This is a genomic window from Proteus sp. G2669, assembly GCF_009915245.1.
Classification (GTDB): Bacteria; Pseudomonadota; Gammaproteobacteria; order Enterobacterales; family Enterobacteriaceae; genus Proteus.
Window position 1 is genome coordinate 1 of the sequence record NZ_JAABLX010000037.1, and the last position, 14,023, is coordinate 14,023.

Sequence of the window (14,023 nt, forward strand, 5' to 3'; positions counted from 1 at the left end):
TGGCAGATCACCGTTGGCAGTATGAAGCCTTTCTAGGTTGTAATAGCGCATATACGCGGTAACATCTTCTTTCATCTGTTTCCGAGTCGGCTGTGGGATTTTTAGTACCCAATCGTGCTTTAAGCTACCAAAAAATCGTTCAACAACGGCGTTATCCCAACAGGCTCCAACATCGCCCATACTTGCTCGAATACCATAACTTGTCAGTAAGTGACGATAGCGCTTACTCGTATATTGTGACCCCTATCACTATGAAAGACTAGTCCTTTTTCGGGCTGGCGTAAGTTATACGCCTTCATCAAAGCTTTACTGACTAAATTTGACGTCATTCGTTTATCGATGTATCAACCCACAATACGGCGAGAATATAAGTCCATCACGATGGCTAAATACATCCAGCCTTCGCCTGTTTTTAAATAGGTCACATCACCCGCCCAAACTTCGTTAGACGCATGAGGATTAAAATTTTGATTTAGCAAATTATCGGCTACTGCATCACAGTGTTTGCGCTTTGTGGTGACTTTGTAAGCAACGCGTTGAGTGACGACTGGACCCAGCTGAGCCATTAGCTTTTGAACGCCATACGCACTCGCGCTAAAGCCCTCTTTGCATAACCGTTTACGTAACGTTCTATAACCTAAGCTATTTCGACTCTGTTCAAAGATAACTTTGGCTCTACGGTACAGGCTAAGTTGTTCTGCTGTGATCAGTTTTACAGGGCGTTTGAGCCAAGCGTAATAGGCAGAACGGCTTATTTTCATTAATTTGCAGAGATTCAGTACGGGAAACTGTGAAGATAATTGCTTAATTGTTTTAAACGCTACTTGGTTTCCTTTAGCAGGAGGGCGCTGGCTTTTTTTAGGATCTCTTTCTCCATCCTAAGTTCTTTGTTTTCCTTTCGAAGCCTTAATAGCTCAGCGTCGAATTTTGCTTTCCAGTTATAAAGTAATTTATCGGCGATCCCTAAAGAAGCTGCCGCTTTTGGAACGCTATAACCTTGCTCGGTGACTAATGCGACCGCTTCTTGCTTAAACTCAGTGGTATAAAATCTATTTGTTCGTTTTTTCATTTAACACCTCAATAATTGGATTATATTCCATTATTAAAGTGTCCTGTTTGATTAAAGCAGATCAAAATTAAGTGAATTAAAAATAGAAACAGACAAACAACAGCAAAAATATTATTTTTTACCCGAGCATCTAGGCTATTTTCCCAAACAGATTGATATCAGTGACACGGATAAAGATAAAATCGGCCCACTGATAAAGCGTGTTGAAGAAGTGCAAGCTGATGAAACAAAACAAGCAGAATACAAAAATATTACCCAACATGCGCTTTTTCTGTCTCGTTATGATTTAGATAAAATAGGTTTTAGAGCTTTAACCAGTGAAACAACAACGTTTGATTATTTAAACGGGTACATTAAACCCAAAGCCACTTATATCAGTGCCATATTTGATATTATTTTGGCGGAAGCCAAAGTGTCGCCCCGTCCTGAAAAAGGGATTATTGCCCATAATTATCAACGTTTAATCAATAAAATTAAAGGCAGTGCAACGGAACACTACAATCCTGAAGAATACCGTCGCGCTTTTCATAACCCGATGTTCTCCCATCTCGTGAATAAAGCCATCGTCAAACATCCAAGTGATTGGTATTACAAGAAAAGTGATAGTGTTTGGCAAAAATTTTTAAATATACTAAGTGAAGAAGCTCCATTATGGCGCTCTTACAGCGAAGAGTTCCTTGATAGCATGGTTTGGATGCAGGATGTAACTAACGAAAAATTAGGTCCGAATGTGTGGCATACGCATCCGCTGGTGTTTTTGGGCCAATTTATTCAGGAAAATATAGTTATAGGAAAAATCACAGGTAAAAAATTTGTTGAGTATGTTTTTGAACAAGCAAAAATAAATGAAAAAACATCTAATATTCCAGCGGCAATAACAACAGCACAAGCTATTTTAGAAACTGGATATGGTAAATCTGTTCCTGCAGACATAAATACGGGAAAATATAGCTATAATATATTCGGCATTAAGGATCACGGTGATCCTAATTATGTTGAGGTGTATACACATGAGGTTATTGATGGAAAAAGAATAAAGATTATTGATAAGTTTCAAGCGTATTCATCTTATGAAGAAAGTATAAAAGGAAGAGAAAATTTTTTCATTAAAAATAAAAGGTATCACTTTTTATTTAATACTCAAGATCCAATTGAGTGGGCTAATGGCTTACAAAAAGCAGGCTATGCTACAGATCCAAATTATGCTAAAACACTAATTTCTATTATGAGGAGTCAAAACTTATTATGAAAATAAAACTCACACTATTAGTCGCTTTGATTATATTTTCCACTAAAATTTTAGCTGATGAGAGTTTATGCCAAAAATTTGATTCTATATCGGATAAAGAAAAAGTTTTAATTGATAGTTCTCAATCTGGTTATAAAGTTATTGGTAAGGGAAAAGCCTATTTTTATACTGCTCCTGATTTTAACTGTAAAATAAATAAATTATTCTTAATCGAAGGTGATCTTGCTAACGCTTATTTTGACTATAGTGACTTTACTTTTATAATGTACCTAGATAAAAAAGGTAAAACTATCGAAGGTTGGATAGAGTCAAATCGGTTGACTCCTACAGGAACAGGGATAGGGCCTTCTGATAAAAATAAATAACATATTCAATATACCTATAATTTAATTAACTACTTCAAGGAAAGAAACTAATTTTTGGAATTGTATTACTGTCGCTCATTTTAGGATACACGAAGAAATATTGCAATTGCGTATTTAGTGTTCAGGTAAATTCTAATTATACTTAGATATTAGTTCAGGTTTAGTTATAGCAATGCTTCCTGATGAGTATTTAGTGAGGAGTCACATCGATGACTTAAAAGTAGAATTCAATGTAAATAGCTCATTAGTATATATCGGGGGGGTGGTTAATTATAATAAAAAATTATATTGTTCATTCTCTATTGGTGAATTATCTATAGTTGAGTAAAGGCTTATATTGTAATTCATGACGTAATTAAATATAACCAATATCAAATAATTAAAATAAGCTAATTAAGTATGGAGACAAAAAATCATTGCCTTATCGTTAAAAGACTCATCCGGATTCTTTTTATATTAAATTTTCCACTACAAGCATTTGCCAGTAATCATAATGTTGAAACAAAGCAACTTCAATCAAAGAGTGCAACATTTTCATCCTATTGCCGACAATTAGACGAAGGGAAGGAATATGACGGTACTTTAGAATATACCTGTTATTTTCCTAGCTAAACCCTATCACAAGCTTATATAACATTGACAAACCTCGATGATTATCGACATGCAGGACTTAAAAATAAATTCCCCACTAAAAATCTAAGCTATCTAATCAAGAGTAAAACGAAAGGCGGTGAAAGCTTCGATTATCAATGGATGACTGACAAGAGAGTTAATATAGTTGCGGAAAAAGAAATGGAGTCATCAACTTATTTATTTGAAGAAATGAAGACACAAACGAACTTACTGCTTATTGAAGAAATAGGCTATTAATCAGCTGAATTCTCAAAGGACTAAAACCATGCAACAAATTATTCGTAAAGGGGATAAAACTACCCATGGGGGAACCGTGCTAACGGGGTCTGATACCATGAAATTCGGGGGCATTGGGGTGGCACGTAAAGGCGATCAGGTTTCTTGCCCGAAAAAAAAGGCACGGTCCGACCACCATCATTGAAGGCAATCCTAACTACCTCGATAACGGTATTCCTGTGGCTTTTCAGGGACACAAATGCGGTTGTGGCTGTACCTTAATCAGTTCCTTCTCTCCCGCCAAGGTTGGTTGATATGCCTGTTTGGCTCAATACTATTCCTCCTGCCGCTCCAAAAGTGTTTCGTCCTAATACACGTCGCTGGTTAGTCGCTTTATTGATTATCTTATTTATGGGGTTTGCGTTGACCTTATGGTTTTGGAAAACAGAACGAACCGGATTTATTTTTTGGTTTACGGCGGTGGGATTGCCTATTTGTAGTTGGGGTTTAGTATTCGGCGGATGGCATATAAGATGCGGCAGGTTTCTGCAAATGTAGTCGACTTTGTCGCTATTAGTCGAAAAGCCGCTATCGCAGCTAGTGTAGCCACCTCTTTTGATTTAGTCGCCAAAGAAGAAAGCCAAACCCCGCCTGTTGGCGCACAATCATCAATGCACTTTTTACTTGATGAAACGAAACAGCGCCAAGAATATATTTATTGGGATGACTGATATGGAAAATGATACACAAAAAGAAGTGACATTTTTTGAAAAATTCGAAGAAGCAAGTTGGGAGTTCACTTATGGTAGTGACAAAGATATGGAGCGGAATATCGTTCAAGTAGGATTAACTGTGCTTTTTTATATTGATGAATGCTGGCAACCGGAAAAGCGTGAAGCACTAGCGAACGCCGTCGAGCGTTTCATTGACGAATTCGGTGATAAGTTAAAATGGGGGTTTATTGATGATGTTAATAAACCAGAAAAGTTTGTTATAAAGGATAAATTAACTCGCATAAAACGGTTGGCAGATCTGAAGGATGATGCGGCAGAGTTACAGTGGTGTTCAGAATATTATAGAGATTTTGTGAGTAACTATCAGGTAAATGCTTTTTCACCAGCAGGTTGGTATGAACATGTTCATCGTCGTGTTTCATATATTCGCTTTTTTTTGCCAATAACCGAATTGGCAGATGAAAATGCTAATAAATTCGAACAGTTAATTTTAGATTTTTGTAATGTTTTGAAACCGATGCATGGTGTAGCTGGCTTAGGAACACAACAACTTTATAACGATAATATGTATCAATTTATCGAATGTGATATTGCCCGTCATTTTAATGGAATCGATGTTACTACTTCTGTTACTGATAGAGGACTACGTGAAGGTATCCGTTCGATTAACTGGTACACGATTTTATCTGACGAGTGGGTTAATAAAATCGGCGGTGAAGTCTATCTGAAGCAACAATTTATGAATGATGATATTCATTTATTACCTTACCAAGGTGGGATTGTGATTAAAGCGGGTGAGTGGCCTGAATTGGGTTGGGTAGAGCGTGATCCGTACCCTAAATTGTATGTCAAAGTTAATCACGTCTTAAAACCAATTAGAACGCCGTCGTTTAAGTCATTTCATTTGGGCTCAATTTCTGGCGAAATTCGGCTTGATGAGCGTTTGACTAAAGAGTGGCAAGAGCGATTTGATGCGGAAGGTGAAAATTGGACAGTCCAGAATAATTTGTATGACTGAATAGCGATACAAAAATAACTCCCCAAGTGCCACGCTCAATGTGGCATTTTTGCTTTTTATTCTTATCAATGAATGGGGCGCTATTCGTGCGGGTAAAGGGCTGTTTATCAGTGCCGATGAACAGCCAAAAGCGCAAGGTGAGGTAGTGGATATGGATGCCGCACTCAAAGAAATCGCTCATCTTCTACAGCAGCGCGAGCAACTCAACATTGCCGCCAAACAAGCCAAGGCCCTGCAAGCGGATATTGAAAGCCAAAGACAACTGTTACAGCAACGTTTGGAGCCGTTAAACCAGAGCCTGTTATTTTCCGCGCCACAAGGAATGGCATTTACCAGTGGTGAGCATTTACAACTGGTGGCCAGTGAAAACCTGTCCATCAATGCTGACGGTGATATTAGTGTGGGCGTTATCGGCAATATGACGGCATCTGCGGGCGATAAGTTAGGGCTGTTTGCGTGTACAGGGAAATTGGGTGTGGTAGCAGGAGAAGGGGCGTTGAGTATTCAAGCGCAAAATAACCGCTTAGGTATCTTCAGTGAACAAAAGCAGACTATCACCTCAGGGGCAGATATCAATTTTACCGGCAAAAAACGCATTATCCTAAATGGTGGCGGCAGTTATCTCAAACTGGAAAATGGTAAAATTGAGTACGGCACTTCGGGGGATTATTTGCGCAAGGTGCCGAAGATGGCCACCGCAGGGCCCAATACTTTACCGATGAAGATGGCACAATTTCCGGCAGTGTCTTTGCCGATTTGTATTCCGTGTTTACTTAATGCCATAACAGGTAATGATAACCGTGTAGACCTTAGGAAATTTTAGCCATGGAAAATTTAGTTCAATCGGCAAATCAATCACAGAAAAATATTTACCTGTTAATCGAGGGCGGGGCGTTTGCAGAACAGACCACTGCGCCTTTTCAGCAAAAAAAAAACCGTTCGCTGTATTCCCTTTATCAGCACCCTCAGTTAATTGAAGCCAAATGGGTGGGACCCTGGCTGTATCAGGTGAAAAACAACGCGGAGTTAGCCGCTGAAATGGCGCGGTTTCCGCAAGTTGCGATCGTCATTTTTTCATCATTAGCGCTCAAACCCTTGGCTATGCAATTGGCGTGGGGATGCACCATAGTAAAACCCGATCTCGAAACGATAGTGAGCCGGTTTTATATTCATGCGGTGATGCCTGTGTTAGCCCGTTGCCAGAAAGAAGATTGGCACTACTACCTGTTTTCGGGCACAACCACGTGGTGGCACCAGACATTGTCGGGCTGGCAACCGACTGATATCGCACTAAAGCGCAGCCAAAAACCCATGATAGAACGGTGTATTTGGATGAATCGACTTGGTAGCAAATTGATGATGATCCAGAAGTCAAAAGCGTTTTAGCTCAATGGCAACAGATGCCAATGAGCCAGCATTTTCCGCCGTGCATTCAGCGGCAGAAAGTTATACAGGCATTACAGAAAGCGGATGGAGCCGGTATGCTGAATGGGGCTGACAAAAAACTCTATGCATCGCTTTACCTTGATGGGCAAAAATTGATTTTAACTTCTGATTTTGTGACCTCCAGATTAGAGCAGATTAACCAAGGCAAGTTCAGTTTACAACGCGTTCTTTTTGATTATGAAAAAGTAAGAGCAGGTAGTTAGTTATGAATATAAAACAATGCATTCCTAGTACTTTTTATTAGTGAATCATCTAGCGATTTAATAGTAAATAGTAGGTTAGATGCATATTTTTATCCAAATTCTTATGGTTTTTTGATTAATGCCATAACTGATATAGCTGGGAGCACTGATAGACTTTATCTTTAGTTTAATTAGGCCTGTTGGTATTTTAGGATATATTCTCATCATCTCAAGAATTGGGGCTTTGGTTAATGATAATTTGGTTGAAAAGCATTAGTAGTACATTCGGTTTTTAATACGTAGGATAATAGGGATATTGTTTTTAACTGGTTGTCCTGTTTTTTATGAAATGCAAGGCTAGATATATAGCGCTAAATGGAATTGAAAATATAAAACAAAGTAAGTGATATAGAGCTATTCCACCATGCTTAGCAGGAGTATTTATAAACAATCCAGTATTCCAGAATTTTTTTGTTGTATATTTTAATACGAATTTTTCAGTGATCATTTTTGAGAAAGGAAAAAAAATTGCGCTAGGTATGCTTAAAAGAAGCATTAACAGACTTTCAATAGTGTGATCGTTATAATTAAGATAAATCATCACGAACATCATAAAATAGCCCCAAAACATATTGTTAATATAATATTTTTTAGTCATATCCAGATCCTAATAAATTGCATTCTATAAAGAATAATTATAATAATAACTATTCTTATTTTCAATTTTTTGTTGTTTTTATTTTGGCTAAATTAACTGATTATCCATTCTAAATTATCTGGATTAAATAATTATCTCACCTATTTTTTATGGGTAGTCATTAGTATTTCAGGGCTGTTTTCTTCGTTCTATTTTATAGGTGAGAAAGTAATCAATAAAACTCACCTATTTAATATCAAAATAAATTTAAAGACTTATTTATTGATTTCATTATTTTTAGCTTGAAGATAATCAGTGAGAAATGCTTGTGCATTACCTTCATGGGATATTCCTTCAGAATAATTTACTGATATAGGCTGAGATTCTCCTGGTATATAAAGGTTACCACAGCATTTATTCTCAATAATTAGAGCAACAAATTTGTTTCCATTAATATTTATTGAATACCGAGTATCTCGACTTGTTTTTTCAACCTGCATCTTCTGAATTTTTAAATTCCAGTCATGGTCAATACCTTCGATCTGTACTAATGCTTCATTAGCATTACGATTACCAATACGTAGAGTCCAAACAATCACTCCTTGTTGACCTTTATAGGCAATGACATTATCTGCCACATCAGGGCGTTGCTCTGCATGTGCGCTCCCTATTATACAGGTAAATAATATAACGATTAAAGCTATAAACTTCTTATAATTAACCATATTTTTAATCCTAATATATTGTTATATATAAATAATTATGTAAATACCAACATCTATTACTATGAGATTAGTCATCATAATAGATTTATTTATTTTTAAATATAGCACGGAGTGACTATTAGGATATTTCGTGTTTAATTCCAATATAATATTAATTGTTGTTGAGAGAAAATAACCTTGATTTAAAAAAACAATAAAGATTGATACAGAGAAGCTATACTTCTCTGTATTTTTCTTGATTCCATTTACAAAGATAAAATCCGTTCAGATATCAGCGACATTAATTTCTCTGATTGAACATCAGTGATTATCATTGTATTCATACGACATTCATTTAAATTGCTATTATTTTTAGGTGGTCTTAGAGGATCATGGACTGTCGCAAAACTTAAACCAAAAAGTTTGCGTGATTCATATTCAATATCAATATGCCCATTTATACCGGTGAAAATATCTGGGCGGATTAGATAACCTATTACACAGGGATCATGTAAGAAGGGATCAAATGCAGCATATCCACGAGACATTTTTGCTGCTGTTCTAGCAATAACATTACCTTGCTCTAACGACTGGCATAAACCTGCTCGAATATCAGCTTTATGTGTGACATCCAATCCCAACATAGTAATGTGTTCTGCTGTATCAAAAACAATATGTGCCGCGTGTGGATCGACATAAAAATTGAATTCGGCTGCTGGTGTTATATTCCCATTACAAAATGCAGCCCCTCCCATTAGAACAATATCTTTCACATTATCCTTAAGCCTTGGTTCTTTTAGCATTGCCATGGCGATATTGGTAAGTGGTGCTGTCGGGCAAAGGGTGACTTCTTTAGGATTAGACATCACAGTATCAATAATAAAATCGACAGCATGTATATCAGGATAAGTGTAATTAGATTTTGGTAACATCACTCCAGCAAGGCCGTTATTGCCGTGTACTTGTGTTTTGCTTCCCCGACGTGCTATCAAAGGTCGTTCACATCCTTTGGCTAAAGGAATATCAGGCCGTGACACAAATGAAAGAATATTACGTGCATTCTCATGAACTTTATCTAACTCTACATTTCCAGATACTGTTGTGATCCCTAGCACTTTTATTTCTGGTGATGCCAATGCCAGTAAAATAGCAATGGCGTCATCTACACCCGGATCACAATCTATAATAATTTTAGTCATATACTTCTCCTTTGATAACTTACATAAAACATTGAATAACAACTAGAATTAAAAAGATGACTCATAAAATAAATATTAGTTAATAAAAATACCGACCATCGTTGCAGATAAGCAACTCACCAACGTTGAACCCACGATCAGTCTAAAACTATTCGCCGCTATCATTTTTCCATGTTCTTTACTGATACTGGCGACACAAGCAATAATCATTCCGACTGAACCAAAATTTGCGAACGAAATTAGGAATACAGAGATAATGGCTTCTGTTCTTGGGCTCAGATTATCCAATTTGATATAGTCAATCATTGCAACAAATTCATTCGTTAAAATTTTTGTAGCAATAATTTGCCCGAATTCAATACTGTCCTGCCAAGGGACGCCAAGCACAAATGCAATAGGAGAGAAAATATAACCAAGAAGACCTTGGAAACTTATTCCTATGAGGTGTAAAAAAATATCATTCAACATGCTAATTAGAGCAATAAAGCCAAGAAGCATTGGAACTATTGCTAGAATTAATTTAAAACCATCGAGCATATGCTCTGTTAGTACTTCAAAAAAACTATGATGTTCATTTTTAGGGCCAGAAAAATTGTTAGATATCTCAATAGGATCGTTAGGGTTAATAATGGAAACAATAACGAAAGTACTAAAAAAGTTTAGGCAAACACCAATAAAAACAAACTGAGGTGATAACATTTGAGTGTAAGCACCCAATATTGCGATATCGACAGTAGATAACGAGCATGCAGCTATTGTGTACATTTGTGGTTTTGTTAAATTGGGTATGTATTCTTTAATCGAAACATATACGGCCATCATACCTACAATGACAGCACTAACTGCTGAAAAAGATTCAAGTTTACCTACTTTGGCTATTTTATTAATAAGGTACCCGATAGTAAGAATAATCAAACGTAGAATACCAAAATATTTTAATATCCCAATAATTGAACAAATAAATACTAAAGGCATTAGAGCAACAATAACGAACACAATAGGTGTTTTTGTGCTTATATCTCCAAATACAAAATCAATTCCTTTATTTGCATGATGTACTAAATATTCTATACCTATATTTGTCGTGTTAAGAATTGTGATCCCAATAGATGTGTGTAGAAGTATAAAAGCAACGGTGGCCTCTATTAATAAAAGAATAAGAATAGGAATAAATTTTCTTTTTATTTTATTAGCATTAAAACTAATTGAAGATGCCACTATAAAAATTAAGAGAAGGCTAATAATGAAAATTAAATATTTCATAACGACCTCGATTATATAATTTATTAACGGGGTGGGTTATTTATGCACTTCCCTTACATACGCTCTTTTTTTAATCTGGCATCAACACTTGTTCTAGATGGCATTGATGATGCACCTTTTTTTTCAACGGCCAATGATGCATAAGCAATAGAAAACTTAATTGCTTCATCCATATTTTTACCTTCTATTAATTTTGCAGCTAAAGCACCAGTGAATGCATCACCAGCACCACTTGTATCAACTACAGATGCACTCATCGCTTTGTAATATTTCATAGTGCTACCATTGAAATAAAGAGCACCACTGTCACCAAGTGTCATTACTATTTCTTTAACACCTAAGTTGTGTATTGCTTTTATGGCTTCCTGTGCTGAAATAACGCTATCAATTTTAATGTTTGATATTAATTCTGCTTCTGTTCCATTTGGTATTAATAAATCAATAGATGACAAATGTGAGACAATTTGATCTGAATAGGGCGCTGGGTTAAGAATGACATAACATCCCGATTTTTTTGCTATTTCAATCGCAAACTTGGTCGCATCTATATTATTTTCTAATTGAGTAAGAAAAATCTTTGCAGATTGTAGATTATTAATATCTGAAAGAATTTCAGCTTTAGTGATTGTTGCATTAGCCCCTAGATCAATAATAATACTATTGTTACCAGTGGTATTCTCAACCATAACTAATGCATTCCCGGTCTTTGTATTGGCATCTTTAATTAAGGTATATGAATTTATCTTTGTAGTACCAAAATATTTCTCTGCGGTAGTGCCAAATGAATCGTCGCCTACTTTAACAAAAAAATGCACATGATCATTTAATTCAGCTGCCGCAACCGCTTGATTAGCACCTTTTCCACCAGGGAAAAAGTTTGTAGAGATTGCTTTGATTGTCTCTCCGACAAAAGGAAATCTTTCAACTTCTGTGACAACATCTAAATTGAAAGATCCTAAAATATATAATGAGCATTTATCTGCAGTTTTTTTATCTTTACCTTGTTCTTCGCAATCAATTTGAAGCACTCTGGTTTCATCAATAGTTCTATTTATTATTGGTTCTAATTCAATTTTTTGTAATCTCACTCCACCATGAAATTTAGTTGCTATACCTAATAACTGTAATTCATCTATGTATCTTCTTACGGTTCTTTCCGATACATGAAGTAGAGCACTGAGCTCTTTTACATAGATAGAATTATCTTTCACTAATTTTTTTCTGATAAATGCAATACTACTCTTTTTTTTCATATCACTCCTCGTTTGTTAAAAAATGTTTTACCATTTGTTAAGATAATAGAGGTTAATTAAGTTTATTCTGCTTGAGTAGTCACATTTTTTGCTCGTAATTGGACAGTTATCTGTCCGTTTAGATAAATTTTAAGGAAAATATGTGGATAACGTAGTTTGCTTACGTTGGATGATTATCTAAAATCGTAATGAAATAATTGAAAATTATTTACTGATTTTTGATTTTGTCATCATTGAAATGATTGGGTATCTGGAGAATGGATAGGACATTGATAGCTTTTGGTATCCACTAAAACGTAAAAAGAATACCAATAAAGATATATTAGTGTTATTGCCATTGCCTAACATCTATTCGTTACCTGAAATTGAGAATATTCAGTTTAGAAATAATATCGATAGTATTTTCATATAAAACTTAATCAAATCAAAGTAATTGGCTTATTAAGATGAAAATCAAACAAATATCAGCGATAACAAGTAAGACGCCAATAAGTGTTCTGACTAAAAGGCATGAAAGTGTTGTAGAAGGAGCCTTAGGAAATAATGCAGAAAAAGACCAATGAGCTAGCACTGCAATCAAAAATATAGCGAGTATCATATAACTGATAAAAAATACCATCATTAATCCTTTAGGCTGAGTATTATATTTTATTCTAAAAAGGAATACCTTTATTATTTATAAAGCTTTTATAAGTCTAATTTATTATTGAGATAATTTGAAGCATGTTAGCATGACGATAGTCATTAAATATATTATTACTATCTGAATAATAAGAAATTCATACCGTATTTGTGAGTAAGCTTAAGTTATTGCTATTATCCTGTTTAAGAGCACTTTTACTTACCTAATGTTATTATCTTAAATGATATTTTATCAAATGTAGCTACATATTTTGTCAATAGCCGAAAACCTTAAATGTTTTATTTGTAACTAACTTTAATTATTGATTGTTTTATAAAAGATAGAGCTCATTGATTAAGTTCTTTACTCTTATATTGGGTAACGATTTTTTATAAGATCTACAATTTATATTGATACTAAATAAAGAAATGCTATTTTTGATGTTTATCACAGAACGAATATATAAATAATAATTAAATCATTTTTGTACTAATAATAGTCTTTTTTTGATATTCTTTTTTTGTGTATTTTGTGATTTATTTCTATTTTTAATGAAACTTTAAAAATTGCTTGGATTATAATTCTGATATTGTTTTTCTTTTTATTTTAATCATCACATTAGTTTCTTATTTTTATATTTTATATTGTATTTATTCTTTATCTGACTATTGATTAAGATTTAGTTGAGAAATTAAAATGGCTAATTTATTATTAATCTTAATTTAAGATGACAATATTAAAAGAATAGCTTTTTAACACGCTATTTCTTCTTTGATATGGTTTTAATTAAATTAATACTCTTTATTTGTGTAAATACAAGGTTTAAATAGGCTAATTATCTTTATATCAATGAGGTCAATATGTTCCAACTTAAACGCAAGCTAGTTCTATTAGCGGCCACAACGTCATTATTAGGTTTATCTGCATCAACATTTGCAGCTGATGGTACAATAAATTTCACTGGTAAATTTGTTGATACTACGTGTAATGTTCAATTTGAAAATGGTAATAATACGGCAGCGGTTGATTTAGGTAGTTATAGCGTAACTGCATTAGCTGCAACAAATGATTTAACAACAACCAAACCAATCAAAATATCGTTATCTGATTGTCCTGCGAAAAATAATGCCGTTAATATTGAATTTACATCTAATAATACAAATGCTGATGGTCATACTTATATTGTGACTGGCAGCAATGAAATTTCAAAAACAGATATAGGTGTTGCATTATTTACCGATAATGCTCAAACCTCACAAATCATTCCCGCATCAACACAAATCCCTGTGACTTTAACTGAAACTAAAGGGGATACAACCGTTTACGCTTCGTTTAAACGTATTAAATCAAGCGGCACATTAACTGCTGATGAAGTTTCATCAACTGCAACATTTAATATTAACTATCTTTAAAAACAGTACATACCCTTTGAT

At 34.8% G+C, this 14,023-nt stretch carries 12 protein-coding genes and 3 pseudogenes; 10 read left to right on the top strand and 5 right to left on the bottom strand.

Annotation, left to right across the window (positions count from 1 at the left end; genetic code table 11):
- Window positions 1-1,069 (bottom strand): annotated as a pseudogene (locus GWI68_RS09485) (IS3 family transposase); the annotation flags it as partial.
- A 211-nt stretch (window positions 1,070-1,280) separates the two neighbouring features.
- Between GWI68_RS09485 and GWI68_RS20640 the strand changes: the two are divergent.
- The 9 genes and pseudogenes from GWI68_RS20640 to GWI68_RS20320 all read left to right on the top strand — a co-directional run bounded on the left by GWI68_RS20640 (window position 1,281) and on the right by GWI68_RS20320 (window position 6,933).
- On the top strand, window positions 1,281-2,318 hold the full coding sequence (locus tag GWI68_RS20640; protein WP_166540114.1) for a glucosaminidase domain-containing protein: 1,038 nt from the start codon (window positions 1,281-1,283) through the stop codon (window positions 2,316-2,318).
- Window positions 2,315-2,683, top strand: coding sequence for a hypothetical protein (locus tag GWI68_RS09495; protein WP_166540115.1), 369 nt, complete (start codon window positions 2,315-2,317; stop codon window positions 2,681-2,683). The genes GWI68_RS20640 and GWI68_RS09495 overlap by 4 nt, the downstream gene beginning before the upstream one ends.
- Window positions 2,684-3,581: 898 nt before the next feature.
- A pseudogene (locus GWI68_RS09500) lies at window positions 3,582-3,846 on the top strand (PAAR domain-containing protein).
- A 1-nt stretch (window position 3,847) separates the two neighbouring features.
- Window positions 3,848-4,083: pseudogene (locus GWI68_RS20315) on the top strand (hypothetical protein); the annotation flags it as partial.
- The gene (locus tag GWI68_RS09505; RefSeq protein WP_166540116.1) at window positions 4,066-4,263 is read left to right on the top strand and encodes a hypothetical protein; all 198 of its coding nucleotides are present in this window, start codon (window positions 4,066-4,068) and stop codon (window positions 4,261-4,263) included. The pseudogene GWI68_RS20315 and the gene GWI68_RS09505, both read left to right, overlap by 18 nt.
- A 1-nt stretch (window position 4,264) precedes the next feature.
- Window positions 4,265-5,284, top strand: a complete 1,020-nt coding sequence (locus tag GWI68_RS09510; RefSeq protein ID WP_166540117.1) for a type VI immunity family protein — start codon at window positions 4,265-4,267, stop codon at window positions 5,282-5,284.
- Between the two features lie 40 nt (window positions 5,285-5,324).
- Window positions 5,325-6,107: a DUF2345 domain-containing protein gene (locus tag GWI68_RS09515; protein WP_347877521.1), complete on the top strand. Its 783-nt coding sequence runs from the start codon at window positions 5,325-5,327 to the stop codon at window positions 6,105-6,107.
- Window positions 6,108-6,109: 2 nt separating this feature from the next.
- The gene (locus GWI68_RS09520; protein ID WP_243733331.1) at window positions 6,110-6,670 is read left to right on the top strand and encodes a DUF4123 domain-containing protein; all 561 of its coding nucleotides are present in this window, start codon (window positions 6,110-6,112) and stop codon (window positions 6,668-6,670) included.
- A 20-nt stretch (window positions 6,671-6,690) separates the two neighbouring features.
- Complete coding sequence (locus GWI68_RS20320) at window positions 6,691-6,933, top strand: hypothetical protein (protein WP_243733333.1); 243 nt, start codon at window positions 6,691-6,693, stop codon at window positions 6,931-6,933.
- An 891-nt stretch (window positions 6,934-7,824) separates the two neighbouring features.
- Here GWI68_RS20320 and GWI68_RS09535 read toward each other — a convergent pair.
- The 4 genes from GWI68_RS09535 to GWI68_RS09550 form a co-directional block, all read right to left on the bottom strand.
- A complete protein-coding gene (locus tag GWI68_RS09535; protein WP_166540119.1) occupies window positions 7,825-8,274 on the bottom strand; it encodes a hypothetical protein in 450 nt (149 codons plus the stop codon).
- Window positions 8,275-8,519: 245 nt separating this feature from the next.
- Window positions 8,520-9,452 (bottom strand): nucleoside hydrolase, encoded by a 933-nt coding sequence (locus GWI68_RS09540; RefSeq protein WP_166540120.1) that lies wholly within the window; start codon window positions 9,450-9,452, stop codon window positions 8,520-8,522.
- A 75-nt stretch (window positions 9,453-9,527) separates the two neighbouring features.
- A complete protein-coding gene (locus GWI68_RS09545; RefSeq protein WP_166540121.1) occupies window positions 9,528-10,715 on the bottom strand; it encodes a nucleoside transporter C-terminal domain-containing protein in 1,188 nt (395 codons plus the stop codon).
- A 53-nt stretch (window positions 10,716-10,768) separates the two neighbouring features.
- Window positions 10,769-11,968 carry a PfkB family carbohydrate kinase gene (locus GWI68_RS09550; protein ID WP_166540122.1) on the bottom strand — a complete coding sequence of 400 codons (1,200 nt, stop codon included), beginning with the start codon at window positions 11,966-11,968 and terminating at the stop codon, window positions 10,769-10,771.
- A gap of 1,482 nt (window positions 11,969-13,450) precedes the next feature.
- On the opposite strand from GWI68_RS09550, the gene GWI68_RS09555 reads away from it, so the two are divergent.
- Window positions 13,451-14,002 carry a fimbrial protein gene (locus GWI68_RS09555; RefSeq protein WP_166540123.1) on the top strand — a complete coding sequence of 184 codons (552 nt, stop codon included), beginning with the start codon at window positions 13,451-13,453 and terminating at the stop codon, window positions 14,000-14,002.
- Window positions 14,003-14,023 lie beyond the last annotated feature (21 nt).

Coding starts and splice junctions, on each gene's coding strand:
- GWI68_RS09495 (WP_166540115.1), top strand. CDS start 2,315: ATGAAAATAAAACTCACACTATTAGTCGCTTTGATTATATTTTCCACT.
- GWI68_RS09505 (WP_166540116.1), top strand. CDS start 4,066: ATGCGGCAGGTTTCTGCAAATGTAGTCGACTTTGTCGCTATTAGTCGA.
- GWI68_RS09510 (WP_166540117.1), top strand. CDS start 4,265: ATGGAAAATGATACACAAAAAGAAGTGACATTTTTTGAAAAATTCGAA.
- GWI68_RS09520 (WP_243733331.1), top strand. CDS start 6,110: ATGGAAAATTTAGTTCAATCGGCAAATCAATCACAGAAAAATATTTAC.
- GWI68_RS20320 (WP_243733333.1), top strand. CDS start 6,691: ATGAGCCAGCATTTTCCGCCGTGCATTCAGCGGCAGAAAGTTATACAG.
- GWI68_RS09535 (WP_166540119.1), bottom strand. CDS start 8,274: ATGGTTAATTATAAGAAGTTTATAGCTTTAATCGTTATATTATTTACC.
- GWI68_RS09540 (WP_166540120.1), bottom strand. CDS start 9,452: ATGACTAAAATTATTATAGATTGTGATCCGGGTGTAGATGACGCCATT.
- GWI68_RS09545 (WP_166540121.1), bottom strand. CDS start 10,715: ATGAAATATTTAATTTTCATTATTAGCCTTCTCTTAATTTTTATAGTG.
- GWI68_RS09550 (WP_166540122.1), bottom strand. CDS start 11,968: ATGAAAAAAAAGAGTAGTATTGCATTTATCAGAAAAAAATTAGTGAAA.
- GWI68_RS09555 (WP_166540123.1), top strand. CDS start 13,451: ATGTTCCAACTTAAACGCAAGCTAGTTCTATTAGCGGCCACAACGTCA.